This window comes from Klebsiella sp. GFKo11, from assembly GCF_056490265.1.
This window is the reverse complement of record NZ_CM151369.1, coordinates 3,152,260-3,179,159: the sequence shown is the minus strand read 5'-3', so window position 1 is coordinate 3,179,159 and position 26,900 is coordinate 3,152,260. Positions and strand designations below refer to the sequence as shown.

General features: G+C 52.6%; 23 protein-coding genes. 12 read left to right on the top strand and 11 right to left on the bottom strand.

Going from position 1 to position 26,900, the window contains the following annotated elements:
• Positions 1 to 29 precede the first annotated feature (29 nt).
• The 3 genes from AC07P6_RS15535 to AC07P6_RS15525 are packed head-to-tail and all read left to right on the top strand — an operon-like array spanning position 30 to position 4,664.
• A complete protein-coding gene (locus tag AC07P6_RS15535) occupies positions 30 to 2,546 on the top strand; it encodes a fimbrial outer membrane usher protein (protein WP_434664088.1) in 2,517 nt (838 codons plus the stop codon).
• 5 nt (positions 2,547 to 2,551) lie between these two features.
• Positions 2,552 to 3,316 (top strand): fimbria/pilus periplasmic chaperone, encoded by a 765-nt coding sequence (locus tag AC07P6_RS15530; RefSeq protein ID WP_434663782.1) that lies wholly within the window; start codon positions 2,552 to 2,554, stop codon positions 3,314 to 3,316.
• Between the two features lie 31 nt (positions 3,317 to 3,347).
• Positions 3,348 to 4,664 carry a fimbrial protein gene (locus tag AC07P6_RS15525; RefSeq protein WP_434663784.1) on the top strand — a complete coding sequence of 439 codons (1,317 nt, stop codon included), beginning with the start codon at positions 3,348 to 3,350 and terminating at the stop codon, positions 4,662 to 4,664.
• A gap of 135 nt (positions 4,665 to 4,799) precedes the next feature.
• Here AC07P6_RS15525 and AC07P6_RS15520 read toward each other — a convergent pair whose 3' ends face one another.
• Positions 4,800 to 5,360, bottom strand: a complete 561-nt coding sequence (locus AC07P6_RS15520; protein ID WP_478316917.1) for a nucleotidyltransferase family protein — start codon at positions 5,358 to 5,360, stop codon at positions 4,800 to 4,802.
• A gap of 183 nt (positions 5,361 to 5,543) precedes the next feature.
• On the opposite strand from AC07P6_RS15520, the gene AC07P6_RS15515 reads away from it, so the two are divergent.
• From AC07P6_RS15515 to AC07P6_RS15490, 6 genes are all read left to right on the top strand, one after another.
• Entirely contained in the window at positions 5,544 to 6,395 is an 852-nt protein-coding gene (locus tag AC07P6_RS15515; RefSeq protein WP_478316916.1) for a MurR/RpiR family transcriptional regulator, read from the top strand.
• A gap of 207 nt (positions 6,396 to 6,602) precedes the next feature.
• On the top strand, positions 6,603 to 7,034 hold the full coding sequence (locus tag AC07P6_RS15510; protein ID WP_478316914.1) for a PTS sugar transporter subunit IIA: 432 nt from the start codon (positions 6,603 to 6,605) through the stop codon (positions 7,032 to 7,034).
• An 11-nt stretch (positions 7,035 to 7,045) separates the two neighbouring features.
• Entirely contained in the window at positions 7,046 to 7,516 is a 471-nt protein-coding gene (locus AC07P6_RS15505) for a PTS sugar transporter subunit IIB (protein WP_182238683.1), read from the top strand.
• A gap of 42 nt (positions 7,517 to 7,558) precedes the next feature.
• Complete coding sequence (locus AC07P6_RS15500) at positions 7,559 to 8,353, top strand: PTS mannose/fructose/sorbose/N-acetylgalactosamine transporter subunit IIC (RefSeq protein WP_478316913.1); 795 nt, start codon at positions 7,559 to 7,561, stop codon at positions 8,351 to 8,353.
• A complete protein-coding gene (locus AC07P6_RS15495) occupies positions 8,350 to 9,201 on the top strand; it encodes a PTS system mannose/fructose/sorbose family transporter subunit IID (RefSeq protein WP_110274618.1) in 852 nt (283 codons plus the stop codon). The genes AC07P6_RS15500 and AC07P6_RS15495 overlap by 4 nt, the downstream gene beginning before the upstream one ends.
• Before the next feature lie 11 nt (positions 9,202 to 9,212).
• Entirely contained in the window at positions 9,213 to 10,265 is a 1,053-nt protein-coding gene (locus tag AC07P6_RS15490; protein ID WP_478316911.1) for a tyrosine-protein phosphatase, read from the top strand.
• Positions 10,266 to 10,352: 87 nt separating this feature from the next.
• Here the strand turns inward: AC07P6_RS15490 and AC07P6_RS15485 are convergent, their stop codons facing one another.
• The 9 genes from AC07P6_RS15485 to ttrS form a co-directional block, all read right to left on the bottom strand.
• A complete protein-coding gene (locus tag AC07P6_RS15485; RefSeq protein ID WP_182238675.1) occupies positions 10,353 to 11,633 on the bottom strand; it encodes an MFS transporter in 1,281 nt (426 codons plus the stop codon).
• 115 nt (positions 11,634 to 11,748) lie between these two features.
• Complete coding sequence (locus tag AC07P6_RS15480) at positions 11,749 to 12,210, bottom strand: RidA family protein (protein WP_182238673.1); 462 nt, start codon at positions 12,208 to 12,210, stop codon at positions 11,749 to 11,751.
• Positions 12,211 to 12,227: 17 nt separating this feature from the next.
• Positions 12,228 to 13,388, bottom strand: a complete 1,161-nt coding sequence (locus AC07P6_RS15475) for a M20 family metallopeptidase (RefSeq protein WP_478316909.1) — start codon at positions 13,386 to 13,388, stop codon at positions 12,228 to 12,230.
• 18 nt (positions 13,389 to 13,406) lie between these two features.
• Entirely contained in the window at positions 13,407 to 14,486 is a 1,080-nt protein-coding gene (locus tag AC07P6_RS15470) for an alanine racemase (RefSeq protein ID WP_478316908.1), read from the bottom strand.
• A 15-nt stretch (positions 14,487 to 14,501) separates the two neighbouring features.
• Positions 14,502 to 15,173, bottom strand: coding sequence for a helix-turn-helix transcriptional regulator (locus AC07P6_RS15465; protein ID WP_478316907.1), 672 nt, complete (start codon positions 15,171 to 15,173; stop codon positions 14,502 to 14,504).
• Positions 15,174 to 15,432: 259 nt separating this feature from the next.
• Positions 15,433 to 17,412, bottom strand: a complete 1,980-nt coding sequence (locus tag AC07P6_RS15460; RefSeq protein WP_478317021.1) for a TonB-dependent receptor domain-containing protein — start codon at positions 17,410 to 17,412, stop codon at positions 15,433 to 15,435.
• A 28-nt stretch (positions 17,413 to 17,440) separates the two neighbouring features.
• Complete coding sequence (gene yncE / locus AC07P6_RS15455) at positions 17,441 to 18,499, bottom strand: 7-bladed beta-propeller protein YncE (RefSeq protein ID WP_478316906.1); 1,059 nt, start codon at positions 18,497 to 18,499, stop codon at positions 17,441 to 17,443.
• Between the two features lie 164 nt (positions 18,500 to 18,663).
• Positions 18,664 to 19,248, bottom strand: a complete 585-nt coding sequence (gene ttrR / locus AC07P6_RS15450) for a tetrathionate respiration response regulator TtrR (protein ID WP_478316904.1) — start codon at positions 19,246 to 19,248, stop codon at positions 18,664 to 18,666.
• Positions 19,223 to 21,013, bottom strand: a complete 1,791-nt coding sequence (ttrS, locus tag AC07P6_RS15445) for a tetrathionate respiration histidine kinase TtrS (RefSeq protein ID WP_478316903.1) — start codon at positions 21,011 to 21,013, stop codon at positions 19,223 to 19,225. The genes ttrR and ttrS overlap by 26 nt, the downstream gene beginning before the upstream one ends.
• Before the next feature lie 161 nt (positions 21,014 to 21,174).
• Here ttrS and ttrB point away from each other — a divergent pair, with 161 nt between their 5' ends.
• From ttrB to ttrA, 3 genes are read left to right on the top strand one after another with little or no spacing between them, the layout of a single operon-like run.
• Positions 21,175 to 21,903 carry a tetrathionate reductase subunit TtrB gene (ttrB, locus tag AC07P6_RS15440; protein ID WP_478316901.1) on the top strand — a complete coding sequence of 243 codons (729 nt, stop codon included), beginning with the start codon at positions 21,175 to 21,177 and terminating at the stop codon, positions 21,901 to 21,903.
• Entirely contained in the window at positions 21,904 to 22,926 is a 1,023-nt protein-coding gene (gene ttrC, locus AC07P6_RS15435; RefSeq protein WP_478316899.1) for a tetrathionate reductase subunit TtrC, read from the top strand.
• Positions 22,919 to 25,984 (top strand): tetrathionate reductase subunit TtrA, encoded by a 3,066-nt coding sequence (ttrA, locus tag AC07P6_RS15430; RefSeq protein ID WP_478316898.1) that lies wholly within the window; start codon positions 22,919 to 22,921, stop codon positions 25,982 to 25,984. The genes ttrC and ttrA overlap by 8 nt, the downstream gene beginning before the upstream one ends.
• A 37-nt stretch (positions 25,985 to 26,021) precedes the next feature.
• On the opposite strand, the gene AC07P6_RS15425 is transcribed toward ttrA, so the two are convergent.
• Positions 26,022 to 26,879: a hypothetical protein gene (locus AC07P6_RS15425; RefSeq protein WP_434663824.1), complete on the bottom strand. Its 858-nt coding sequence runs from the start codon at positions 26,877 to 26,879 to the stop codon at positions 26,022 to 26,024.
• Between the last annotated feature and the right edge of the window lie 21 nt (positions 26,880 to 26,900).

Sequence of the window (26,900 nt, the reverse complement as noted above, 5' to 3'; positions counted from 1 at the left end):
TGCTGATCCCGGGCACTCAGTTGGTGCTTATGCTGTTGCCCGGCTCTGCGGCGGCAGAATATTATTTCGATCCCACTTTACTGCAGGGAAGCGGCTACGACAGCGCTTTGGACCTTTCTCGTTTCAATCAGAGCGATGAAGAGCTGCCAACCGCAGACTATGTGCTGGATATCTGGTTGAACGGGCAGTTGCTCCGGGGACAGGAAACCATCACCTTTGCTGAGCCTCCCGAGAATAAAGGGCGCACGGAACCCTGCCTGACGCCAGTACAGATTGAAATCAGCACTATCCGCGTGCCCGCAGGGTCGCATGTTTTACCGGAAACACCACCCGCCTGTCGGTTTATCAGTGCGCTGGGGAAAAATATCCGCTGGGAGGTTGATACAGCCGCCCTTCGTCTTAACATCAGCGTCCCTCAGGCAGAGCTTTATCGGGATCCACGAGGATATATCCCCGCATCCGAGTGGGAGGCGGGGAACGCTGCGCTTTTTCTGAGACATAATACCAATCTCTATCGCACGGAAAACACCTCATCGGGCTACCGATATGATTATCTGTGGAGCAATATCAACACCGGTCTTAATTTCGGCCTCTGGCAGCTGCGCCACCAGGGAAACCTGCGTTACTCGGACGACAGTATTAGCGGAGGACAATACCGCTACAATTCCTCACGTGTTTGGCTTCAGCGCCCACTGCAGAGCATCAACAGCGTCCTCACTCTTGGCGATGCGACGACCGACAGCAGCCTCTTTGGTAGTTTGTCGTTTAACGGCATTCGTTTGCGTACCGATCCGCAAATGTGGCCTCAGGGTAAACGGGGTTACGCGCCGGAAGTGCGCGGAGTGGCCAACACCACTGCCCGGGTGGAGGTCCTGCAACAGGGAAAGGTGATTTATGAAACCACCGTTTCCCCTGGAGCTTTTGTTATCAACGATTTGTATAACACCACCAACCAGGGTGACCTGAATGTTCGGGTCATTGAAGCTGACGGGCAGATATCCACTTTCACGGTCCCCTACTCTTCCGTCCCGGATTCTGTCCGGCCAGGCAACTGGAGTTATGGCCTGGCAGGTGGATATGTTCGCCATTACTATGACCAGAACAATAAATTTGTTGAGGGTATCCTGAAGCGGGGGGTAAATAATTACCTGACGTCTAACTCCGGTATCCGCATTGCTGATGGCTATCAGGCCGGATTGTTGGGTGGCGTCATTGCCACTTCAGCCGGAGCCTTTGGTCTTAATGCTGTGTATTCCCGCGCGCAGATCGAACACGGCCGCAATGAGCAGGGTTGGCGACTGGAAGCCAGCTACGGTAAGGCGTTCTCTACCGGGACCAACCTGATGCTGGCGGCTTACCGCTATTCTACCCGCGGCTATCGTGACCTTCAGGATGTGCTGGGTGTGCGCCAGCAGTATCGGGATCATATTACTTACCATTCCGACACTCTATATCAGCGTAACCATTTATCAGCAACGCTCAACCAGTCTATGGATCGCTGGGGGATCCTTAGCCTGAATGCCAGTACAGCAGATTATTACAGCGACGCTTCACGTCTCACTCAGATACAGCTTGGATACAGTAACAGCTGGCGCAATATCGGCTTTAACCTTAATTTTGCCCGTCAGCGTACCGTCCAGACCAGCCGCAATTATGGCAGTTTCCTGGATACTGACGATCGCAGCCGCCGCTACACCGAAAACACCTTCTCCTTCAATGTCTCAGTGCCGCTCAATTTTGGGCAAAATAGCTCACAGCTAATGCTGAGCGCTAACCGAAGTGGTACAGGCGATAATGTAATGGCAAGCACCAGCGGAACGGCTGGGGAGGCCCAGGCATACTCCTGGTCGGTTTACACGGGACTGGAACGACCTGATCAGGACAGCAATAGCACCACTTTTGGCGGAAGCCTGGAAACACGCACATCGTTCGGGGCATTACGTGGCACAGCCTCGCGCGGCCACGACTACCGCCAGTATGGTCTGGGAACATCAGGCACGCTACTCGTGCACAGCGGCGGGCTGACGGTCGGTCCCTATACCAGCGATACTTTTGCGCTGATTGCCGCTCCAGGCGCAAAGGGCGCAACAATACGTAACGGACAGGGTGCGAAAGTAGACCGTTTCGGCTATGCCCTGCTGCCGTCTCTGACGCCCTATCGCTACAACACCGTCAGCCTGGAAACGGGTGAGATGAATGGTGATGTTGAGTTACAGGGGGGCAGTAAACGCGTAGTGCCTTATGCCGGAGCGATTACCCGCGTCACTTTTGCCACGCTCAGCGGTCAGGCCGTGCTGATCAATACCACTCTGACGAACGGCAGCGCGCCGCCGATGGGCGCTGAAGTCGCGGACAGTAAAGGCGCATCGCTGGGGATGGTCGGCCAGGCCGGGCAAATCTACGCCCGTTTACCGGATCAGTCCGGAGTACTTTATGTTAGTTGGGGAACCAAAGCCTCTCAGCAATGCCGCGTCTACTACCAGTTGCCCGCTCAGCGGCCAGATACGGGTATTCATCAGCTAGCCCTGCCATGTAAACGGGAATAAAAATCATGAATATTAAAGCGGGATCTTGTGCCCTGCGAACTGTTCATACAATTGTCATTCTTGTTGCGACGCTGTTTAGCGCAGCAACGCCAGCAGTGGTGAACGTTGACATAACCCGGGCAATCATCAATGCCGGAGAGAAAAGCGTGCCCCTGTCGCTGGACAACTCCGGAGACCAGCCCATGCTGGTACAGGTTTGGGTTGATGAAGGCAATCCTGGCGTATCACCGGATAAGGTTAAAACGCCGGTCGTTATCCTGCCTCCCGTTTTTCGCATGTCACCGGGAGAGGAGCGTTCTGTAAAAATTTTGCTGGCCAATCCAACCCTTCTACACCCCGATCGAGAAGCGCTGTACTGGCTCAATATCTACCAGGTTCCCCCGCTTCCCGTTCAAAATGAAAAAGCGTCGCTTCAGGACGACAAGGCAACGTCGCGCGTGATACTGCCTCTGCGTATCCGGATGAAGTTGTTTATTCGTCCTGAAGGAGTGGCTCCCCCCTCGGAGAAGGAGGGGGGAAAACTCATTTTTGCACGACAGATGCAAGGAACCCTGGCACAACTTAGCGTCAGGAATCCGACCCCCTGGCATATGACGCTGGCAACACTCTCCTGCGGTAAAACAATGGTGACGGGGGTACTGATTGCGCCCGGTACCAGACTCATCCTGCCATTTAAGGGGCATATACCCGAATGTGCGACCGTTAACTATGAAGTGATCAATGACGATGGTAATCGTCTGAAGCATGTCGCCCAGGTACAGGGCCGATAAAGCACAGAACAGAAAGAGGAAAAATAAAATAATGAAATATGGATTATATCTGTGCAGTTTTCTGATTCCTGCACTGTTGCCTGGCATTAGCTCCGCCATCTGTATTAACACCACATCGACGAGTCAGCTTTCTCAGGCAGCGCGGGATGCCGGATACACGGTGACAAAAGCCACGAATATCGGGTCTTCGTTTAATCAAAGAGATTTAGGAATACCGCAAAGGCTCAGATTCAGTTCTCTGACTTATGCCGATGGTAGAGTCCTGTACAGTGGAGGCAATGCCTCCTACCCTTCAGCCTCCGGCGGGCTTGCACCAAATGATATTATTTATCGTTGCGATGCTGCCGATCTGGGAAGTATTTTCGAATATTATGCTTTTGGCGACGCACGTTCGTCTTCAGCGATTTGTAGTCGTGAAGTTCCTGAAGCCGCAGGGGCTTATTATACCGAGATAAGAAATCTCGCTTATCGGGCGACTAATCTGAAGTCTGGAGAGTATTTTACCCCCTACTGGAAGCGGCGAGCTATTCCCGCAGAGGATGTATTTAATGATGGTACTTATATCTATGTACCAGCTAATGCCTTCAGCGGTATTTCCGTCGATTTAATCAAAGCGGGGGCAATATCCGGAACGTCCTGGGCCGGAATATATTCCCATGGAGGCGTACCCATTGGCTATGTTGTTTTTCAAGGGCCTGGCTATCACTCGACGCTGGCTCCAGGGAACAACAGCTGCAGGAGCGTGGATTACGCATCGATCGTTCCGGTTGCTTCCTGGCTTGATGCGAAGTTCATCACATGGGGGCATGGCGGTTGTCGTGTCAAAGACTATTCGCCGGTGGTGAATATCCCTCCCATTTTGGCCCAGGATCTGGCCGCAGGCACAACCAGTCAGGCCATTTTTTCAGTGAGTGCCGAGTGTAACGGCGATGAGTCGTGGGCATCAATGATGGGAGGTTCAACGGTGATCATGGGATTTATGGTGAATAACACCCAGGCAGCAGCTAAGGCATCAGCGCTGGGATTGACAACGGCAGAAGGCGCATATACCTGGTTACTGAATAATAATTACGGTGCTAATGGCGTCTCATCCGGAACGGGGATCCGTATCTACAACAGTTCGTCACAACCGATCAATCTACTCTCGGGCCCCGTTGTAGGAACAGGAGAAAACGGTGGCTGGTACTTATTGAAAAATCTACTGTCCAGTGATGATGGCTACGATTCTACGACGGGGCTGAATAATTTTTCCGGCAATTTTATTGCTTCTCTGGAAGCCATTCCGGGCCAGACGGTGAAGCCCGGAACCGTCGAGGCACAGCTGCAAATTATCATGGAACTACAGTAGGTCAATCCTCATTAGAATGAAAACATCTGGATGCTGGTGACCCAGTCAGTTAAATAACTGAACCGGATTAATGTCATCAGCAATAATCATACGTTAAGCCCGGACACACACGTGCCGGGTATTTTTTCGCCCTGGCTATGTGGTCGCGATAAACTGCAACCTGGGATAACGTTCCAGCCACCGTTTTGCCGCCGCACGTTGCCTGAAAATATTCAGCTTTTCACGCTCAAATATGGGTGTCGGCCGTAGACGTAATTCGAACAGATCATCCAGCCCATAAGGCGCAATAATCTCAATAAGATTTGTCTCCCCCAATCTGACGGCGACAGCTGTCGCTGTCTCGGGCCAGTACAGCAACGCATTTTCTGTAGAGAGATAAGGATCGTTGCCGTTGCGTTGATGCATTCTGGCTTGATTCTTCACCGACCAGTTAAAGCCTGATGATTGCAGACTAAGCGTCTCCTCAAGGCTGCTATCATGAACGGGATCGCTATGTTCTGAGTTGAACCAAACAACGTCCACATCACCTGCAACGGGCCTTTGCCCATATCCGTGCAAGCAATCCCAAACGGCATCGCGCACGAACCCGGCTCCGATCCAGCCATCATTGAGTTTTAATTCCTGAACGGTATAAAGCGCGTCCATCCTTAGCGGATCATTTAACAAGAGTCTTTGCAATGCGTCCTGATACTTCATAATTTCCCTGATAGAAAAATAGTCACGAATATTCAAATCTGCCTGATGATAGCAATATTACCTGCACCGTGGTTGCCTGGACAACACCCTCACCTTACGTTAATTCAGGCGGTAATTGATTGGCTCAACATCAACTTGTATGATGTTCGGCAACGAAAATTCTACTCCAGTAAAGGTGGTCAGATGCTTGATTTAAAGCTAAGAGAAATTAACGATAGCCTGTCCACCAAAGAGCGCCTGGTCGCTGACTATATTCTGGCAAATAAACCGCTGCTGAAGAGCATGAGCATTCAGTCTCTGGCAAAGGCTAACGATGTGAGCACGACAACCATACTGCGCCTTTGTCATAAACTCGGTTATCAGGGCTTCAGCGATCTCAAAATTGACCTGATTACCTCTTCAGGTAGCCACAATCACGAAAAGATTTTGCAGGAAGACATCAATATTGATGATTCTATCGAGAGCGTAAACCATAAAATTCAGCTGATTGAAAAGTCATCTATTGACGAGACCCACGCTATCGTTAACGTCGAGCAGCTCGACCAGGCGATTAAGCTCATCCGGAAAAGCAATAAGATCGTTATTTATGGTGCCGGCAGCAGCGGGCTGGTAGGAAGAGAACTGGAATATCAGCTGATCAAAATAAAAAAGGACGTCAGTTGTCATCCTGATTACAGCATCCAGTACAGCATCGTAAACACGCTCGATGAACATGACCTGGTGATTATCATCTCCCATTCTGGTAAAAATCTGGAAGGGGTTAAGTTGCTTACCATGGCTCAACAGCTTGGCGTCCCGTCAATAGCCATCACCAAAATGGGTCAAAGTCGCATCTCGGGTCTCGCCACGATTCTTCTGCATACCATCACCAGTGAGAGCGTGTCGCGACTGATCCCCATCCGTTCGAAAATGTCGCAGCTCTCGGTCATTAATATGCTGGTCACGAACCTCTTTGTTCAGCAATACGATGATCGACTGCTGAAACAAGCCCAAAACCGTGCCCAGCGTTTCTACAACCAAAATCACAAATCCTGATAGATACCGCGCTATAGCTCCTTTCCCTCGCCATGTTGCGATGTCGTAAACGCAATACGGCGATGAATACCTGAAGAGTGATCACTCTCGCAGAATGAATAAATGGGCTTTTGCCCTGTGTATTCGCGCATCTGAAAGTAATAGTATTACTAACATATAAAAGAAATTTAGTAATAATGTAACTTACAAATCAGATCGGGAGAAAACATGCAAACTGAGGTTCCTGTCATTCTGGTCAGTCACGGCCCCTTTGCCCAGGGGGCACTCTCCTGTGCGGAGATGCTCATTGGCGAACAGCACAATGTTGCTGTGGTATCGCTGCAACCTGAGAGCAACATCAACGACGTTCGCGCCACCCTGCTGGAAACCTACCAGGCGATCAAGAAGGGAAACGGTGTCGTTATTCTCGTTGACATGATGGGTGGCTCACCCTGCAACTTAGCCAGTGAGCTATTTCTCACCTACGACGATATCTTACTGTTTTGTGGGTTCAATATTCCGACGCTGCTGGAAGTCCTCAGCAACCGCGATTTGCCGCTTGAGGAGATTGGGGAAATTATCGAAGAAGTTTTTCCGGGGAGTTGTTTTAACGTCGGGGAAACGTTACAGGCAGAATGCACACAATCAACCGACCTGTAGGAGAAATTATTATGCCTATTAATCTTGCAAGAATTGACGACCGCCTTATTCATGGACAGGTTATTACCACTTGGGTCAAGAACCATGATATCGAACAAGTGCTGATCATCAACGACAAAGTTGCCGCCGATAAAATTCAGCAGTCTGTTTTAACGATGTCGGCACCGCCGGAATTAAAAGTACAAGTATTTGGTGTACAGAAATTTATTGAAATCCTACAAAAGACGGAAATAAAAAGACGCACAATGCTGCTTTTTACCAACAGTATTGACGTCAATACATTGGTGGAAAACGGAATAAAAATCGACAAACTTAACGTCGGGGGAATGAGAATGCAGGAAGGCCGAAGAACGCTCTCCCGCGCCGTCTCCGTGACGCCAGAAGAAGAGCAGGCATTTAAATCCATTATCGCCAGAAATATTCCCGTGGAAATACAAATGGTACCAAAAGATCCGGTAGTGGACCTACGGACGTTAATTTAGCACCAGCGTGAACGACGACTTTAAATAACCAGGGGTAACGCTATGTTAATTGAAGCTATTCTGGTCGCCATCTGGGCAGGTATCTGCTCACTGGACGACGTCGGGCCGCAGATGCTGCGACGCCCTCTACTGACGGGAACTGTCGCCGGCATTATTATGGGCGACATGGTTCAGGGACTGGCAATCGGCGCCACGCTGGAACTGATGTGGATGGGAATTGGCAACGTCGGCGCGTATTCAGCACCTGACGTTATCGCCGGGTCTATCATCGGCGTCGCATTGGGTATTTCTTCCAAGGGCGGTATCGCCGCGGGCATCGCCCTCGCCGTTCCGGTTTCCATACTCTGCCAGCAGCTTCTCATTGTCTGGCGTTCTTTCGCCAGCTTCCTGAACGTCTGGGCGGAGAAATCCATCCAGAATGGTGACTATAGCAAACTGATCAAGATCCACTATTTCTCCACCCCGATGTGGTTTTTGATCCGCGCCGTCCCCTGCTTCCTGGCCGTCTATTTTGGCGGTGACCTGGTGGGGCGGATTCTGGCCGCCATTCCGGAAAGCATTCTGACCGGAATGGGGGTCGCCGCCAAAATGATCCCCGCAATCGGCGTATGTATTCTGCTTTTAATGCTGTTAAAAGGCCGGATGTGGTTCTTCTTCCTGCTCGGCTTCATGCTGACGACTTACCTTAAGTTGCCAATTATTCCTATCACCTTTATCGCTCTGGCTTTTGCCGTGCTTTATGACATGGCCTACAGCAATGGTAATAAAGCCGCAAATCCACCAGCGGAAAAAGAAAAACAGCCCGATACCGAGTCTGAAGAAGGATATGATCTATGAGCGACATCGCCTCTTATCGCGTGGTTGACACCTCAACCCAGGACAAAAAGCTGACAAAGCAGGACCTTAACCGCATTTTCTGGAATATCCAGTCAATGTCATTCTCCTTTAACTATGAGAAGTTACAGACCATCGGCTTTGCCCACTGCATGATCCCGGTCCTCGAGCGACTCTATGCCGATGCCGATCAGGCCACGCGTATTAAAGCCATGAAGCGCCATCTGGAGTTTTACAACTCGCAGGTGAATACCGGCGCGCTGATCATGGGCGTCACCGCCGCGCTCGAAGAAAAAACCACTGAAGAAGAAAAAGAAGCCGTTGTTTCGGTAAAAGCCGGGCTTATGGGGCCGCTTGCTGGTTTGGGCGACAGCTTGCTGAAATTTACCTGGTTGCCGATCTGCGGCAGTATTGGTGCGGCGTTTGCGCTCCAGGGAAATATTATCGGCCCTATTCTGATGTTTCTTCTGTTTAACATCGTCAACGTCGGCTCAAAGTATTTCTTTATCCACTACGGTTACAATAAAGGCGTCGATTTAATCGAACAGTCGAAAAACTCAAATATTATTCAGCGTATTTCCAACGTTGCCAACGTGGTCGGCGTCATGGTACTGGGGTCGCTAATTGCCACCACGGTGAAAGTATCAACGCCGCTGGTGATCGCTGTTGGTGAACAGTCGATCAAAGTGCAAGAGATGTTCGATAAAGTTATTCCCAATCTGCTCACCCTGCTATTTGCTCTGGGTATCTTTTTCCTGGTCAAAAAGTTTAAAGGTAAACATACCGTCGCTCTTATCGTCGGCATGATGGTTATTGGGGTGATCTTCTCGACATTGGGAATCTTAAATTAAAGGGATTAAGCATGAATGAAATATTGCAGTTTTCAGTTATTCGCAAAAACCTGACGCAGCTTGAAATTCGCTTCTCACCATCGCTGGACAACGCCGCGCTTTACTGGGCGCGGGAAAATAATGTCAACGCAACAGAGCGCCAGCTTATTACCGACTGTGCTGTCGACGCGGTGTATTTGGATGACCCTTTGCAGGCAGGGCAACGTATCTATTTTATTCTTGAGCATGCGGGAAAATCCTGGCTGTTTGCCGAAAGAACCCTACCGGTATCCGGCATCAATAACTTCAGGGACATGGGCGGCTATATCGGCGCGGAGGGGAAAAGGGTTAAATGGGGCATGTTCTACCGCTCCAACCATTTGCATAATCTGCATCCTCAGGCCCGGACCTATCTGGAAGGCTTGCACGTTAAAACTATTATCGATTACCGCAGTGCCAATGAAATCGCTAAGAGCCCCAATTGCTCTATCGGTGAACGTCAAACTTTTCACCTGGATGCTACAGCGCAAACCGCTGAGTTAGCCGCCCAGTTTGCCGCTGAGCCGAGCAATGAGGATCGTGCCCTGATAGAAAGCGTGATAAGCGATATTCCTGGTGAATTAATTAATGGTCAGGGAGGCCAGGTTATTGAGCAGTATCGGAATTTCGTGGTCAGTGAGAAGTCAAAAAATGCTTTTAAGGCAATGATTAATGTGCTGCTTGACCCCGGTAATACGCCGAATATTCAGCACTGTCGCGGCGGCAAGGATCGCACCGGCTATGGCGCCCTGCTGATTCTCTCCATGCTGGGCGTTTCGGAGAAGGACATTATTGCCGACTATATGCTCACCGGCGTTAACCGTCTGGAGCGCAACAACGTGAAAATGGCCGCCTATCGACAGATTACCGATAATCAGGATGTACTCGATTATTTGCTTACGCTGATCGATACCCGCGAAGTGTTTATTGTTGAAGCGCTAAATGCCATGAAGGCGATGTCCGGCAGCGTTAATGATTATATTAAAACTGAGCTGGGTTTTAGCGACGCTGACTTTAAAAAAATGCAGGAAAATTATTTAGAATAAGTCCATCACGCGCTGATTGAAAATATAGGGATAAGTAAGCCTCCAGCGCCAGCATGGAGGCTTCTCTTTGCTTGTTACTCGCAGCAATTACAGTGCGGCAGGGTCAACAATCGGTTTATTCACCATAAAGAAATAAACCAGTGATGCCATAAAAGCAATGACGGAAGATGCGACCAGTGCCAGGGTAAACGAACCGGTGTTGTCCAGAATCATGCCGGTAATAATCGGTGCAAAAGAGCCGCCGATAAAGCCGCCGAAATTCTGGATACCGCTGACCGACGTTATCAGACGCGACGGTACCGATACCAGAATCAATCCCCATGCCGATGTCCCGGCAAAGTGAATTGAGAATAGCGCCATACTGATACAGGCTACGGCCATAAAGGTGCTGTCAGTATATGCTGCCGGAAGCGTAAAGCCTGCTGCGCAAAGAAGACCGAGGCAGATCATCCACTTGCGGCTTTTCATTTTATCCGCGCCACGTTTCATCACCCAGTCGGCGACTGCGCCATTAACCAGCATCCCGGCGGCACCAAACAGAAAGGGAATTGCCGCTACCCAACCCGTTTTTTCCAGACTCAGGCCGCGTGACATTTCCAGATAAGAAGGGAGCCAGGTCAGAAACAACCAAACCATGTAGCCGACGCCATTAAACCCAATAATCATGCCCCACATGGATTTCTGCTTAAACAGCCCGGCCCAGTCCTTCAGGGTCACCTTCTCCTTACTGGATGGTGGCGTCTCTTCTTCCAGATGTGCAATATCCTCCGCCGACAGTCCGGCATCTTCCCGATTGCGATAGAACACAAACCAGAGAACGGAAAGGATAATACCGCTCACCCCAATAATGATGAACATCATGCGCCAACCAAAAGCCAGCATCATCGCTATAAGCAGCGGTGGCGCCAGCGCTTGCGCCAGAGTGGATGACATATTAACAATCCCCATCGGCACGCCGCGCTGACGGATGTTATACCAGTCATTCACCACCTTCACGCCAGTTGGCAGGTGCGGAGACTCCCCGATACCCAGTACGACACGAGCGACAATCATCTGGCTGAAAGAGCCGACAAACCCCAGTGCGGTCTGGGCCGCAGACCACAGGAAGATGCCGAAACCGTAGACCTTTTTGATTCCGTAGCGTTCCATCACCATGCCAATCGGCAGCTGGCACAGGGCGTAGCCGAATGAGAATACCGACAGCAGCAATCCCATTTCCGTTGCCGTCAGCCCCATCTCTTCACGAATGGTGGTATTGGCAATAGAAAGTGAGGTTCTGTCGAGGAAATTAATAATACCCGCCACGAGCAAAAACAATAATGCCATAATTTGCAAACGCTTCAGGCGAGGGCTTGCTTGACTGGACATATATTATCCTTTTGTAAGGTTAACCACGGCACAATTCTGCTGAGAGCAGAATCGTGACGTCACAGAGACCCGGATATATTCCCGGAGGTTTTCTAATGCTAAATACTAATTATGTTTAATCTTTTATTTCAAAAATAAGTTCAATTTCAACAGGCGTATCAAAAGGTAATGTATTGGTACCGATTGCCGAGCGAGCATGTTTGCCCGATTCGCCAAATATCGCAATGAGTAAATCGGAAGCGCTGTTCATGACTAGCGGCTGCTCTTTAAAACCTTCGACGCTTTGTACAAAACCCAGCATTTTGATACAACCAGAGACCCGATCGAGGTCGCCAAGATATCCTTTCAGCGACGACAGAATATTGATAATACACTGGCGAGCCGCCGCCTGCCCTTGTTCAATCGATAAATCTCTCCCAAGGGCTCCCTGATAAATTAACTCGCCATTAACCCGGCAGTCGTTTCCCGAAGAGTAGAGTAAATTTCCCGTCTGTTTAATCGGAACATAAGAGAATTTAGGTGCAGTAGGTTCGCTGAGTGTAATACCCAGTTCGACAATACGAGCTTCAATATTCATTGTGGTTCCCCGATGATTTATTTCAGCAAATATAATGCCAGCGACGTATATATTTGTGCTGCCTGGTGAAGTTCCTCAATTTTTACATATTCATCTTTGACGTGGGCTTGGGCTAAATCTCCTGGCCCCATAATAATCGTCGGGATCTGACACCCGACCGAGAAAAATGGCGCTTCACACGTCGCATCAAAAATCGTTTTTCTCGCTGCACCGGTTACCGAGTCTACGACCTGACAGGCGGCTTCTACCAACGGGTGAGACTCTTCAATCGCCGATGCCGGAATGAACAGGTAGTTCTCCAGCGAATAATCCTGTTGCTGATTGAGACCGATGCCATGGAGAGCCCTTTGCAAGCTGTCATTGATCTCATTACGTCTTTCTCCCGGCAATACGCGGCGATCGATTTCAATGCTGCATGATTGCGGCACGATATTCGGCGCACTGCCGCCGTTAATGGTGGTCACCAGCATAGAGGCATTGCCCAGCAGCTCATGATGCTTAAGCTTCACCCGACGGCATTCCTCAAGTAATACAGGAAGGAGTCCCGCCATTTTGTCGATGGCGCTATCCGGGTTGCGGGTTTTCGCTGCATGCCCGGCGGTACCGTGAGTGGTCAAACGGGTGCGACTCACCCCCTTGTGGGCCACGCAAATCTCCAGCGAGGTGGGTTCGCCAATAATGGCATAATCTGCTTTCACTCCCTGGGCAACAAAGTGCTCCATACCCAGGTTAATCCGCTCTTCATCAACGTTAAACAGCAGAACAATTTCACCATTGAAGGCGTACTGACGGCGTTTCATCAGGATTGCAGCAAACATCATGGCCGCCACGCCGGATTTCATATCTGCCGCACCTCGGCCAATAATACGATCACCATCAATGACCGCAGCAAACGGGTCTACCGACCACCCTTCGCCGCATGGCACCACATCTGAATGACCGTTAAGGATCAGCCGCTTGCCGGGTTGTTGGCCTTTGAGACGCGCGATGACGTTCGGTCGGTCCGCCGCAACTTCCTGTATATCGACGTCAATTCCTTCAGCACGTAATACCTCAGCGATAAATAGTGCGACCGCTTTTTCATTTCCCGGAGGATTTTCCGAAGGAAACTTTATCAGCCGGCAAAGGAGCGTAGTGAGTTCCTGCCGTTCGCCAGCAGTGAGTTCAATATTAGTCATGATAATACTCTTAGTTAATTAATAGCTTTTTCCGCGAGCGTCTATAGCAATCGTTTCGCTTAATTTTCCGTTGCGGAATGCATATATTTCATCGACCAGGTTAGCCACCACGCAGCAGTGGTTGGGAATAATATGCACCTGCTCGCCAATGGTCAGCGAAACTTTTTCCGGGTCATAGCGCAAATAACCATGTTCTTCATTGAGTTTCACCAGAGCGACATCCGGATGCTCCTGAATCAACCCGTAAGACCCTGCTGTTGCAGAGAGATCTGAGGTCAGCGATTTGGTACCAGCATCCAGTGTGGCATAGCCAGGTAGTGGAATGCTGACTATCGTTGAACAAATTGTCAGGGCGCAGTTTTCAGGGGTATAAATTCCACCATTAATGGCATTCATATCACCGAAAATAAAATTCCCGGCTCGTGACTCTGTAATTCCATTCAGCTCATCGGCATAAAATGACGAAAGCGTCGAGCCGCCGGATAAGACTTCAATAGCAAAACCGTGTGCGTTAAGGATATCCCTACTTTGGATTAACAGCATGGCTTCTTCACGTGCTGCCCGACGAATATCGGGTTCACTGCGATATTGATAAATGGTACCGGCATAGGTGAATACACCGTTTACCCTTAAACCTGGAAGCTCTGCCACCGCGCGGGCGAAATCCAGCAGTTGTTCTGGTTGAATCCCCTCCCGGTGTGCGCCGAAATCAATGGCGATATCGATGTCAAACGTCAGGCTATTTCTCACCGCTGCGCGCGATAATCCCTCAGCGCCAGGCAGGCTATCGACAATAGTACGAAGAGTGACTTTACGCGCAAGCTCAGCATAGCGCTGGCATTTATCCTCGCCAATCAGCGGATAAGCCAGCAGAATAGAGGTAATCCCGCCAGCGGCCATCACTTCCGCTTCTGATAGTTTGGCACAGGTAATCCCACTCGCTCCAAGCTCTTGCTCAAGCTTAGCCAGCCGCACGGATTTATGGGTTTTGATATGCGGCCAGTGCTGAATATTATTCCGCGCCAGTCCGGACGTCATAGCGATAATATTTTTCTCCATGATATCCATATCCAGTGCAACATAAGGTGTTGTTAACATTTTTCCTCCTGACGGCTAACCGTCAATAGATGGGTTCTCCCCTCGAACCTCTCCCAGATAGGCATAAAGGGTATATTTTGAAATATTCAGAAACTCGCAGATTTTCTCTCCTGATTTTTTGATGAGGAAAACGCCCTTCTCATCGAAAAATTTAATGGCGTTAAGCTTATCCTGTTTAGACATATTGCTGACCGGGACATCAATAAGCGCCATACATTCAGCAATCAGGTAATCCAGCAGCTCATTGACATCCTTGACGAAGACCTCCTTGATGTCCTCTTTTTTTGCCGGCGTGGAATCACCACGACCGGCCATCTTATTCAGTATTTTCTCAGCCAGTAAAATATCGCTGATGTCCAGATTGATACACAGTGCGCCAATGACCTGTTTATTGTCATCGCGAATGTAAACAGAGGTTGATCGCAGCGTCTTACCATCACGGGTACGGGTGACATAATTATGCCTGTCGCCGTTTACGTCAGTGCCCCGAAGGACCTCCAGGCCCAGGTTACTGCTGGGGTCTCCTACTTTTCGACCAGTGACATGACCATTAATGATCCCGACGATACTGCTCTCCAACCCCAGAGAATGGTCGTGTAAGACCACCTCGCAGTTCTCACCAAACTGGTTGGCTATCCCTTCCATCATCGGAATAAAGAAATTCAAGTTCTCTTGTATGTTTTTCATATCAACCTGATTTTATGTTAGGCAATCAAACTTTTTGTAATGTATACCTGCATCGGCAGATATCCATCAACAACTATCTGGGTGAAAAGTGATCAATAGCACGCTAATTTCTTACTTTTTGTTAGTAAGAAGACATGATTCATACTTTTAGTAAGATTTTGGCGTACCAGAAAGCGAGAAGTGCAATCTAAATGGCGAAACGGAGAGAAGATAAAAGCACCAGGCGGTCTGCAGAGGCCATCAGGCCCCTGCATCATACTTAGAACTCGACGCGGCCGCCGAAATTATAACGCCGCCCTTCCAGCATCGACGTTTGCCGATATGACGTGGTGTAAATCGGGTTCACATTAAACAGATTGTAGATACCGCTCATCAGCGTAACGTGCTTATTCAGGTGATAACGCGCACCTAAATCAACCAGCGCATAGGCCTCTGTTGAACTGGATTTGCCGATATCCGGTGAATTGCTGCGCCAGCTTGCCTTGGTCCACAGTTCCAGATCGTTCGTCGTATTCCAGGTCAGTGAAACGTTGGCCATGCTGCTTGGGAAATCGCTCAGCGCGTAACCCTTATAGTCACCGCTTTTCTGCTCACTGTGCGTATAGGTGTAGTTCACGTTGGCTTTCAGTGCAGCGGTAGCCTGCCAGTCGCCGTTCAGCTCCAGACCATAAATCTCCGCATCACCCACGTTGATGTATTGCGACACGGTGTCAGCGGTATAGCCATTGTATTGACACTGCTGGGTAGCAGAGGAAGTACAGATGGTGTGATCGCTGATTTTGTCCTTGAATTTGGTATGGAAGATGGTGGCATCCAGCGCCAGCGCATCTTTCTGCCAGTACACGCCCAGTTCGGTGTTGATACTCTGTTCCGGCTTCAGGTCATCATTACCAATACCGATTTCAGAATAGGGATAAGCACCATAGACGCTGGTAAAACCGGCATTATTCTGACGCAGGTCCGGCTTCTTATAACCCGCGGAAACGCCCCCTTTCAGCGCCCAGGCTTCATCAATGGTCCAGTTACCGTACAGCTTCGGCGTCACATGGTAGCCAAAGTAGCTGTCATGATCCAGACGCGCTGAGGTTGTCAGCGTGAAGTCCGGCACCATCATCCACGCATCTTCCGCAAATACCGCCCAACCGTGGCGGGTGATCTTGCTGACCGGGGTCACGCCAGGTGCCTGTTTATCTTCTATGCCGAAGGTGTCGTTCAGTTCGTTGCGCGTAAAGTTCACGCCCAGCGTTAACTTGTGATCGGCCAGCGTAAAGGTGTTCGCACTATTGGCTTCGAAGTTATTCTGCTTAATAAACTGCGAATCCATGCCGGGCACGCGATACTCCGTGCGGGCTTTCTCGTAGCTGATAAAGTTCTTCACTTCTACGAGGTCATCGCCGTACCAGGCGTGCTGTGAAAGCGAGGCCGCATCGCGGTCAAAGCCCCAGTACCACTGCTTATCGTTGTGGGTTTTCTCCTGATTGCCTTTGGAAGCGTTCAGATCCCAAAGCTGAGTATCGGTGGGCGACATCGAAATCGTTGCATCCAGATTCCCTGCCTGATGTTTAACAAAACGTTCTTTGGTCGGGCTATCATCATCGCGGCGGTCAAGGTAATCCGCCCCCACGCTCACCCCGAGCTTGCCCGGGATCACCGGCCCCATAAAGAAAGCGTTGGTCTGGTTGGTATTGCCGTATTCGCTTTTCTCCTGCAGGAAGTAATTATCCTCCAGCACTCCCGTCCATTTATCGAGGTTGTAAGCCTTTTTGGTGATGACGTTAACCACACCGCCGATGGAGTCCGAACCATACAGCGAGGACATCGGCCCGCGAATCACCTCAACCCGTTCGATGGCGGCCAGCGGCGGCATAAAGGCCGCCTCAGTCCCGATATGGTGTCCGTAAGGCCGGGATTCGCGGGTAGACTGCTTGATGCCGTTGACCATGAACGAGGTATACGACGAATCCATACCGCGCATCTGCACATCGCCGGTTGCCAGGCTGCCGTGACCGTTGCCCACCAGCACACCCGGCATTTCGCGGATGGCTTCCGTCACGTTCTGATTCGAACGGGTATTCAGCGCTTTCTCATCGAGTACCGAGATCGTCGCGGGTGCCTCGCGTCTCTCCTGGCTGAATCCGGTGGCGGTCACCACCATCTGCTCTTCGTTGACGGGCGTGCTGTCTGCTGCGTAAACGGCCGCTGGCAGATTGGCGAAGGCGAGCGCAATCGCCACGTCCATGCGTGTCTTAATCGTCACAAAAAAGTCCTTAAAATTTAGTTAGATCAATCTTGAGAACGTAGTCAGCCTGGTCGGTTTTTTCGTCCTGTTTGACGCTGGCATAAAGCGTTCTGCCATCCGCAGAAAGCACCAGGCTGTTGGGCATGGCCGCCGTTTTGATAGTGTGTTTGACACCGTTGGTTTTCGCGTCAATCACGCTAATCGAGCGATCGTTGCGATGGGTAACGTAGATCTCATTGCGCGCGGCGTTATACAGCACCGCAATCGAGTTAGGCGTGGCAATACGCTGAACCAGCTTGCCGGAATCCAGTTGCACCACCAGCACATCGCGGGTATTGGTATCAGCGATGTACCCGACTCCCGCAGCGCTATTCAGGGCGATATTGAGGAAATAATGCTCAGTTTCGGCCGGATCAACCTTCACACGGGAAAGCAGTTTTGATGTTTTGCCATCAAGGGTAACCAGCTCCCCATTACCGGTGACCACATAAACCTTCTCACCCGTAGCATCCACAGCAAAACCCACCGGCTCGATTTTGCCGATTGTTTCCAGCAACTGTTGTTTACGCGTATCGACGACCCAAAGCAGGCCTTTGTCTTTACCTCCAATCCCGGAAACGTACAGGCGCTGATTCTGCTTATCGAGCACGACTTCACGAACGTGGGCCTTTTTATCAGGATCCGAATCATCGCTGAGCTGAATAGTTTTAATCACTTTGTTGGTCAGCGTATCCAGAAGCGTGACTGAACCGTCCAGGGCGTTACCCAAATACAGGATATGGTTTTCTTCATCCAGAGAGAGCGCAAAGGTACGGCGCTCGGTGGCTATCTTCTCATTAATCTGCAGAGAGTCGGCGGCCAGGCGAAACACCACGCCGGCCGTTTTATCTTTCTCAAAGGAGGGTGCCGAGGCGGCAAAGATCGTCTTCTGACCGTTATCATAGGCCAGCTCATAAACCCCATGACCCAATGGTTGTGAGCGGAAATCCTTCTCGCTGAAATCCTTTGCCGACGCGCAAAAAGCATGAAGAGATAATGAAATGGCCAGTGCGCAGAGCGTGGCTTTCTTTACAGATGCTGTAGACATGTAATTTTTCTTTACAGTAGCTTACGGAATGCAAACAATAATGAATATGAATATCATTTGCAATTGCATGGTCCTCCATACTCCCTACCAAATTTTGTGTTGTAATCGAAGCGGCAGCGGTTTACACGTACGCTGAAATGGCTACAGATCATGCAGAGGATTAACTACATAACCTGCTGTAATATCCGGACTAATTCCGCCAGACTCCCCGCCTGCATCTTCTCCATCACTCTTGCCCGATGCACCTCTACCGTGCGTACAGCAATGTTCATCATCTCCGCAATCTCCCGATTCATCAGTCCCTTCACCACCAGCAGAGCCAGTTCACGCTCTTTGGGCGTCAGTTGCTGATAGCTGGTCAGGATTTGATGCCGTGAAAACGCCTCGCCGGAGACCACCAGCGCACGATCCAGCGCGGTTTGCAGCGGCTGGGCAGAAACCGGTTTTTGCAAAAAATCCACCGCCCCGCACTTCATCTGCTCTACCGCCATCGGCACGTCGCCATGCCCGGTCAGAAATACCACCGCCAGCGTACTGCCACGCTGACGTAACGCCTCATGAACGCCCTGACCGTCAAGCACCGGCATCCGCATATCCAACAGCACCACGCCAGTCTGATAGAGGTCGGCCTGTGCCAGAAATATTTCCCCCTCCTCCCAGCACAACGTTTCATAACCCAGACTTTCCAGCAAAAATGCGCATGCGCTGGTGACCGCCAGATCATCATCCAGGAGATGAATTATCGCCATGGCTGCTCTTGTCCTCTTGTTGCGAAAAATTCAGCATGACGGCGATGCCGTTGTGCCCGTCAGGTGCGGCGCGGTTGATGATGTTGATCTCCCCCCGGGCGAAGCGCACCAGACGCTGACAAATCACTAATCCCAGCCCCATCCCCTCTTTTCGACGGGTTTTAAAGGGCTGAAACATCTGACTCAGCTGCGCATCATCTATACCGCCGCCGTTGTCCTGCAAGGTGATACTGACGACTCCGGGTTTCCGGACGGCGCTGATCCACAGCATTTTCGCCCCCGCCTGCGCCGCGTTGAGGATCAGATTCGCCAGCACCTGCTCCAGCAGTACCGGCGGCAATACGAGCGTCACCGAACGATCAACATCGCTGTTCAGCAGCAGTTGGGGAAATTGCTGCGGCACACGCAGCCACTGCCAGACATGGTCAATCGCCTGGCGAACGCTAATCTGTTCCCACTCATCCGCTTGCATGGGCTCCCCTTGCGCCTGACTGACCCAGTGACGCAGATTACGTAACGTATCCGCCCCGCGCTGGGCCTGCTGATCAATATGCTCCAGCGCGGGCAGCAACGGATGCTGCCGATCCTGTTTCTGCAAACGGATCGTACACCCCTGCGCATAATGGCGGATAGCTGACAGCGGTTGATTCAGTTCGTGGGCGAAGCCCGAGGTCATCTCACCCAGGACGCTCATCTGCCTTGCCGTTTCCAGGGCCTGCTCCTGCTCGCGTAACTGCACGGCGTTGCGTTCCAACTGCCTGCCGCGCCGTCGCACCAGCAGCATCACCCAGATATAGTTTAGCGTCAGCAGCAACAGGGCCAACGCGGTTCCGCCCATGATGAACCGGTGCTGGATCAGCCAGCTTTTGACATCCAGCCACAGCCGCCGCTGCTGGGGGTGCTGCCGGACTTCGCGCAACAGCGCCTCTACCTGGCTGGTCGAGGCCGCCGCCCCCCAGTGAAAGGCGGCATCCTCCGGTGCATTAAACAATGCGCGGGTCACCCGATCGGCCAGCGCATCGCTGACTTCGGGCAGCGCGGCAAACGACCAGTCGGGATACAGCGGCGTGCTGGTCAGGCAAGGAATGACCGCAGGACGGCGAATAACCGCCACAAAATCGGCTTTATTCACCAGCCCTTCGTCGGCCATTTTTTCCAGCAGGCAGGTCGGCACAATCGCCGCATGCACCACCTGTTCACGCAGCAGATAGATCAGCGCATCGGCGGGAAAGCCGGTAAAACGTAGATGGAGGTCGCGCTCCGGCCTCAGTCCGGCGTCGCTCAGCGCCTTCATTCCCAGCAAATAACCGCCGAAAGCCTGGGGATCGATAGCCCCTATCGTCTTGCCGATAAGATCGCTTGCTGACGAAATACCGCTATTGCGACGCGTTAAAATCACGCTACCTATCACGTTGCCCGTTCCGGGCGATGAGCGTAAAGAGGCCAGCCAGCGCAGCGGAGAGTGGCTATTCAACTGCACAAACTGCGCCGGATTAGTCACCACAAACTGCACGGAACCCTTATTCACCGCTTCCTGCATCTGCTGTAGATCCAGCGGCTGAATATGAAACTGCTGATCCGGTAGCTGTTGATTAAGTGCGGCTTCCAGCGGCTGCCAGTGGCTGCGGGTAAAAACCTCGCCCCGCATCGCCAGAACGCCGATATTCCATGAGTCCGCCCATGCCTGAGCATTCAGCAGTAATGCCGATGCCAGCAGCGCCAGACGTCGCCGTTTTTTTGCTCTCACCCGATTATCCCTGTTCATTATGTTGTTTTAGATCAACAACCCGCCGGGTATGTGGTTAACCACAATAGAGCTGCCCCCGCCGCGATTTTTACACTGTAAATCATCAACATTCTTTATTCATCACACGCAAACCAACGACGTGACAAATGTTTAGTTGTTGCCGCGCGAGGGAGAAAAAAATGGACAGCAGTAAACGACAGTTTCTGGCGCAGCTGGGCGTTCTCAGCGCCGGCGCGTCTCTGGTGCCGCTGGCGCAGGCGAAATTCCCCTTTTCGCCGGAGCGCCGTGAAGGTTCCCCTCGCCACCGCTACGCGATGCTCGTCGATCTGCGTCGCTGTATCGGTTGCCAGGCCTGCACCGTCAGCTGTGCGATAGAAAATCAGACGCCGCAGGGGGAGTTTCGCACTCACGTCAATCAGTATCAGGTGCAGCTTGATGATGAGGTGACCAACGTTCTGCTCCCGCGACTGTGTAACCATTGTGACAATCCCCCCTGCGTGCCGGTCTGCCCGGTACAGGCCACTTTTCAGCGTGAAGACGGCATTGTGGTAGTGGATAACACCCGCTGCGTGGGCTGCGCCTACTGCGTGCAGGCTTGTCCCTACGATGCGCGTTTTATCAACCATGAAACGCAGACCGCCGATAAATGCACTTTCTGCGTGCACCGTCTGGAAGCCGGGCTGCTTCCCGCCTGCGTGGAGTCCTGCGTTGGCGGTGCGCGCGTCATCGGTGATATCAACGATAGTCAGAGCCGCATCTCACAGATGCTCGCCTTGCACCATGACGCCATCAAGGTACTGAAGCCGGAAAACGGCACCTTGCCCCACGTTTTCTATCTCGGGCTGGATGAGGCGTTTGTGACGCCTCTGATGGGCCATGCCCAACCCGCACTCTGGCAGGAGGTCTGAATGACACACGCATTGATCATCGAAGAGGTGCTGGCGCGTCCGCAGGAGGTGAGCTGGTTACCATGGGCGGTGCAATATTTCTTTTTTATCGGCATTGCCGCCTGCGCTGCGCTCTTTGGCTGCGCGCTCCACTGGCGTAAAAATCAGAACCCGAAGCTGGAAAACCTGACGCTGCTGATCGCCCTGACCTGCGCCATTACCGCCCCGCTGGCGCTGACGGCGGATCTGCATCAGACCGCTCGCTTCTGGCATTTCTACGCCTATCCCACGCCCTGGTCCTGGATGCCCTGGGGCGCGCTGTTCCTGCCGCTGTTCACGTTGTTTTTAGGCTTGTGGTTTGTGGCGCAGTGGGTCAAACAGCTCTTCAATAAAAGTTACGGCGTCACCAAATGGATTGCTCTTGCCAGTGCCCTCACGGCGGTTGGCCTGCTGGTCTACACCGGACGTGAAGTTTCAGTTGTCCAGGCGCGCCCGGTCTGGTTCAGCTATGCCTTCCCACTGGCGATGTTCTTCAGCGCGCTGCAAACCTTTTTCGCCCTGCTGATTGTGGCAACTCGCGATGATTTTCCCCTTCAGCGACGCCTGGCGCGGTGGCAACTCTCGGCGCTGATTCTGCTGGCCGCGGTGGTGGCGATGTGGGTCAGCGGCGATACCCTGTCCGGCACCGCGATACGGCAATGGCTGGCGATCTCGCCTTCCGCCCGCCATTACGCACTCGGCTGGCTGGCCTTCTGGCTGATTTCGCTGCTCTTTTGCACACTGGCGTTGCGCCGCCCGTTGGGGTTGCCGCTGCGCAGTGTGCTGGTCCTCAGTGCCATGGCGCTGTGCTGGTTAATGCGCTGGACGCTGCTGATTCAGGTACAGACCCTGCCGAAATTTAACGCCCAGTTCAACCCTTACACTCTGCCCGCCGGGACCGATGGCTGGCTGGCTATTCTCGGGACGTTTGGCCTGTGGATAGCGCTGCTTATTATCGTTAGTGAAACCGTGAACGGACTCGCAAGGAGAATGCAACATGGCTAATTTAACCCGTCGTCAGTGGCTTAAAGTCGGCCTCGCCGCAGGCGGAATGGCCACCTTCGCCCTGAGCTATCGTGATGTGGCGAAGCGAGCTATCGATGGCCTGCTCAACGGCACTTCCGGTAAAATCACTCGCGACCGGCTCTTCGGCAACGCCCTGATCCCGGAGGCTAATGCCAATACGGGCTGGCGGCAAAATCCACAACAGGTCATTTCGATGACCCAATGTTTTGGCTGCTGGACGCAGTGCGGCGTAAGGGTGAGAGTGGATAGCGAGAAAGGCAAAGTGCTGCGCATTGCGGGCAATCCCTATCATCCGCTTTCCCATGAACATCACATCGACTCGGCGGTGCCTTTTTCAACCGCGATGGAACAGCTGGCGGGTGAAAATGGCCTGGATGGCCGCTCCACCGCCTGTGCCCGCGGGGCGACGCTGCTGGAAGGGCTGTACAGCCCGCTGCGTATTCTTGAACCGATGAAGCGCGTCGGTAAACGCGGCGAAGGGAAATGGCAGCGCATCAGTTTTGAACAGCTGGTAAAAGAGGTAGTCGAAGGCGGCGATCTGTTTGGTGAAGGGCTCGTTGACGGCCTGCGGGCGATTTATTCTCTGACGACGCCCATCGACCCTAAGCATCCGGGGTTTGGCCCGAAATCCAACCAGCTGCTGGTCACCAATACCAGCGACGACGGGCGCGATACCTTTCTGCGTCGTTTTGCGCTGAACAGCTTCGGCAGCAAAAACTTCGGCGCACACGGCTCGTACTGTGGGCTGGCCTATCGCGCAGGTTCTGGGGCGTTAATGGGCGATCTGGATAAAAACCCGCACGTGAAGCCCGACTGGGATAACGTCGAGTTTGCGCTATTTATGGGCACCTCGCCCGCGCAATCCGGCAACCCGTTTAAGCGTCAGGCCAGACAGCTCGCCAGCGCCCGCCTGCGCGATGACTTTCAGTATGTGGTTGTCGCGCCAGCCTTGCCGCTCACCACGGTGATGGCGGACGATCGCGGACGCTGGCTGCCGGTGATCCCCGGGAGCGATTCGGCGCTGGCGATGGCGATGATTCGCTGGATTATCGAAAACCAGCGTTACAACGCCGATTATCTGGCGATACCGGGCGCGCAGGCAATGCAGCTGGCTGGGGAGAAAAGCTGGAGCAACGCCACCCATCTGGTGATTACCGATGAACTGCCCGAGCTCGTTGGACAGCATTTAACCCTTGCCCACCTGAACGCGAACGCTGCCAGCGAACCGATGGTGGTCAGTGATAGCGGTGAACTTGTCGCCGCCAGCGACTGCCCCCGCGCTGCACTCTTTGTTACCCGCCAGCTCATGCTCGTCAGTGGACAAACGGTCACGGTCAAAAGCAGCTTCCAGCTGCTCAAAGAGTCGGCTGAAAAGCTTACCCTCGCACAGTACAGCCAGCAGTGCGGCGTTCCGGAGAAGAAAATTGTCGCCCTGGCGCAGGCGTTCACCGTTCACGGACGCCGGGCCGCCGTGATCACCCACGGCGGGATGATGGCCGGGAACGGTTTTTATAATGCCTGGGCGGTGATGATGCTTAACGCGCTGATCGGCAATCTCAGCCTGCAAGGCGGCGTGTTCGTCGGCGGCGGCAAGTTTAACGGCGCGACAGACGGACCGCGTTACAACATGGAGAGCTTTCCCGGCAAAGTGAAGCCCAAAGGGCTGAGTATTGCGCGCAGTAAAACGGCGTATGAATCTTCCGAAGAGTATCGCAACAAGGTGGCGGCGGGCGTTTCGCCCTTCCCGGCCAAAGCGCCGTGGTATCCGTTCGTTGCCGGGCAGTTGACCGAATTGCTCACCTCCGCGCTGGAGGGCTACCCCTATCCGCTGAAGGCGTGGATCTCCAATATGACCAACCCGCTGTACGGCGTTCCGGGACTCCGCGCGGTGGCGGAAGAAAAACTGAAAGATCCGCAACGCTTGCCGCTGTTTATCGCCATCGATGCTTTCATGAATGAGACCACCGCGCTGGCCGACTATATCGTTCCGGACACTCACAATTTCGAAAGCTGGGGGTTCAGCGCCCCGTGGGCCGGGGTCGCCAGTAAAGCCACCACCGCTCGCTGGCCGATAGTCCCTTCCGCCACCGCCAGAACCGCTGACGGTGAGCCGGTGGCGATGGAGTCATTTTGCATCGCGGTGGCAAAGCGCCTGAATCTACCGGGGTTTGGCGAAAACGCCATCACCGATGCTCAGGGTAACCGCTACCCTCTAAACCGGGCTGAAGACTATTATCTGCGTATAGCCGCCAATATTGCGTTTATGGGTAAAGCGCCGGTTGCTGAAGCCGTCACGGAGGATCTTACGCTCAGCGGCGTGCAGCGCATCCTGCCCGTTATCAGCCAGGCGTTGAAAGCAGACGAAGTCAGCCGCGTGGCCTTTATCTATTCGCGCGGCGGGCGCTTCGCCCCCGACAAAAGCGGGCGGACTGATGGTCGTGTCGGCAACCAGTGGGAAAAGCCGCTGCAAATCTGGAATGCGCAGGTGGCGGCGCATCGGCACGCCATCACCGGCGAGCGCTACAGCGGCTGCCCGGCATGGTACCCGGCCAGATTGTCGGACGGGCGTTCTGTAGATGAACTTTTTCCAGCGCAGCAGTGGCCGCTAAAGCTGATCTCGTTTAAATCCAACACCATGGCCAGTGCCTCGACGGTGATCCCGCGCTTGCATCACCTCAAGCCGACAAACCTGGTGGCGCTGAATCCGCAGGATGGCAGCCGTTACGGGGTGAGTCATGGCGACAGAGTGCGTATTTCAACGCCCGGCGGCCAGGTCGAAGCGGAAATCAGTCTGTTAAGCGGCGTAATGCCCGGGGTTATTGCCGTTGAGCACGGCTACGGGCATCGGGAAATGGGCGCGGCGCAGCACACGCTTGACGGCGAAGCGCTGCCGTTTGCAGCGCAGATAAAATCCGGGATTAACCTTAACGATCTGGGATTTGCCGATCCGACGCGCGAGGTCAGCAACACCTGGCTGGACTGGGTCAGTGGCGCTGCGGTACGTCAGGGGCTACCGGCGAGAATTGAGCGGGTGTAGAGCATCCGACTCAATCTCACCGGAACGTAAGGCCGACTTAGTTATAAACTACCATCATCACTCCGTTTCCGTTGAAGGCTCCTGCGGAAGTCGGGGTGCCCGCCAGCGTTCCTCTTAACCGCAGAGAGGACTGGGAGCCGGAATAGGTGGTATTACCTGGAGCCGAGTTGGTCGTCCCGAGACCCAGATTTGCACGCATGCCGTTGCTAAGCGGGATATAAGTATTGCCCGTTTGTAGCTTCAGCACATAACTAACCGAGGAAGAGGTACAGGACACGCCCACCGTGGTGTCCGCTGTTTTCCCCACCGCCTGGTCAAGCATCAGCGTACCAAAGCTCAGCGTCACCCGGGGCACGGTCATGGCACACCACTCGTTCAATGGTGGTACAGAAACGCAATTTATTCCTGCACCGGCACCTGGTGGATAAATAATTTTTGAAAAATCAACGATACCAAGTTCGCGATCAAAATCCGTATATCCGAAACAGACGGTGGAAGAACCTCCGTCGACACCATAATTTCGTATGGAAATTTGGTTTCGAACTCTGCCGACGCTAGCGTTGAGTACCTCCCGCCAGGTTCCACTGAGGGCCGGTTGAGGATAACTTGAGGCAACATCCGCTGTTCCCCAAAAATAGCCTTGGGAGGTCAGTGCATTTGCAATCATTAAACCCTCATGATTTCCAAAAAAATTCACTGTAGAATCCAGACTAACGCTGCCTGAATTAACAGTAATATCGCCTGTGGTGATAATCCACTCAACACCACCCGTACCAAAAGGGACTAACCTTACATTGGTAATCGTTTTCCACCGATAGTTTTCACTGTACACGGGGACAGACACTGGCAGTATCATGGCTGCCGCTAACGCGGCCAGAAATAACTTTTTCTTCACCTGCACTCTCCTGTGCATCAA